Origin of the sequence: Brachyspira catarrhinii, assembly GCF_005518285.1 — a bacterium.
GTDB classification, from domain to species: Bacteria; Spirochaetota; Brachyspiria; order Brachyspirales; family Brachyspiraceae; genus Brachyspira; species Brachyspira catarrhinii.
Window position 1 is genome coordinate 1 of record NZ_SJDU01000392.1, and the last position, 2,010, is coordinate 2,010.

General features: G+C 26.3%; 1 protein-coding gene. It reads left to right on the forward strand.

Translation table 11 applies throughout. The annotated features are described in order from the left end of the window. The coding region (locus tag EZH24_RS14220) for a hypothetical protein (protein ID WP_161976148.1) at positions 1 to 1,982 on the forward strand (1,982 nt) is incomplete at its 5' end. Between the last annotated feature and the right edge of the window lie 28 nt (positions 1,983 to 2,010).

Here is a 2,010-nt window from a genome sequence, read left to right on the forward strand (position 1 = left end):
ATAATTTGGACGAAAATAAATTTAACGATATTGAAAAAAATTATATAGATAAAGTTTTGAAAATTAATTCTGCGGAAATGAAAAACGATTTTAAAAATGTTCCTTTTATATACGTTTCAATCATACTCGCTATGTTTTCCGAGAGAAAATATATTAAAGAAACGCTCGATTTAACGAAAGCGAAAAAATTTATAAAAGATATTGTGACTTCTTTTTCTTTAGGCGGAGAATCGAAAACTATAATTTCGGGAATAGCGGCGGACGAAGAGGAATTATATTTTAAGCAATTGGAAATGTCGAATAAAATAATCGAAGAGATAAATCGTTCGGGCAGAAGAATAATTAAAGAATTGGATTATTTCAATATAGATAAAGAAAAGACCAATAAAAATTTTGAGGCAAACGGTTATAATAGTATACTCAAATTTTACGGTTATATAAATACTTTTCCAAAAATAGAAGAACTTGAAAACGGAATAAAAGAATTTAAAGCGAAAGAGATAGTCAAAAATAATATAGAAAATATGGAAAGCGTTAAACGATATAATCGAAACGCGAGAGAATATAACGCCATATTGGATAGAGGAATTCCTAAACTCGCCATAAAAAACGAAAATAAAAATTTTGAAACCGATTATAAAAAAATTATTCCAAATCTTAAAAATGTGTTTAGAAACGAAGATGTATTTATGAAAGAAGCGATGGAATTTTTATCCTCGAAATATAATAACGAATTTATAAACGATTCTTGGACTATTTCTGGAAACGCGATTATCTGGACGGAAGCAAACGACAATATAAGTTTCGATATAAGAAAAAAAGTCAAACCTTCAAAAAACAGCATGAATTCGATTTATAAAATAGTTTATAGTAATGGAAACTCCGACAAATTTAGTTTGAATAGATATAATTTAAGAGCTTTGATTACTTCGATACTTGTAAACGGAGATTTGAATTTAAAAGAATTGAAAGAAACGGCTTCGAATAATTTTAAAACTAAAAAATCAAATTCCGCAGATACGAACGATTTGGCGAAAGATTTGAAAAATAAAATTCCAAGTTGGAACAGATATAATCAAGCCACTTTAATTTTTAAGACGGTTAGAAAATCTATAATAAAAGACATTCATCTTCACAATAGAGATAGCGTCGCGTTTTATAAAGAATTTATAAGAGTTTTATATTCTCTCAATAAAAAAGGAAATATTTATGACGATGCGATTGAAGTTATACATAAATACGGAATACAGGATGAAAATATTTCCAACGAAATAAGAGATTTACTTAAACATAATAATTTAAAAGATATGGCTTTGTCGTCCGCTGATATTTTGGTTAACTTTAATAAAGCTAATAAAAAAGAAAAAACCGAAAAACAATCCGTAGCTTCGTTTAAAACTTGGAGTAAATTCGCATTCTCTCCCGTAAACGAAAAAAATGAAAATATTTATAAACTGCTCGGTTGGAATAATATTAAAAATAATTTGAATCTGTCGGAAAATAATAGAGTCGATATATTTGAAGTATTATTTAATTACTTTAATAAAAATAATATGTCTCTTCCTCCTATAGTTTCTATATACAAAAATTTTATTAAAGATAACAAAATCGATTATTATACGGAAAAAGAAATAAGAAATATTATAGCCGAAGAAATGATACTTTACTTTATATATTCGGACTATTTAAAAAATATTATTTCTGACAATAAAAATTATTTCTATTTTGAAAGCGGTAAAGAAAATAATAAAAATTTGGAATTCGATTTGGTATGGAATTTGAATCCGAAAATTAAAATAAATATTAAAGATTATACAAAAAGAGATGTAAAGCAGGCTTTGGATTATATATTTGATTCTAATAGAATAAAAGAAGAAGGAAAAATTAACGGAAAAGAAGATTTGCAAAAATGTTTGGAAAGTTGTTTGACAAATTATAATATCGTAGTCCAACATAATACTTTGAAAAGCAAATGCCCTTAAATCCTCTTAGATTATGAAAAGAGATACT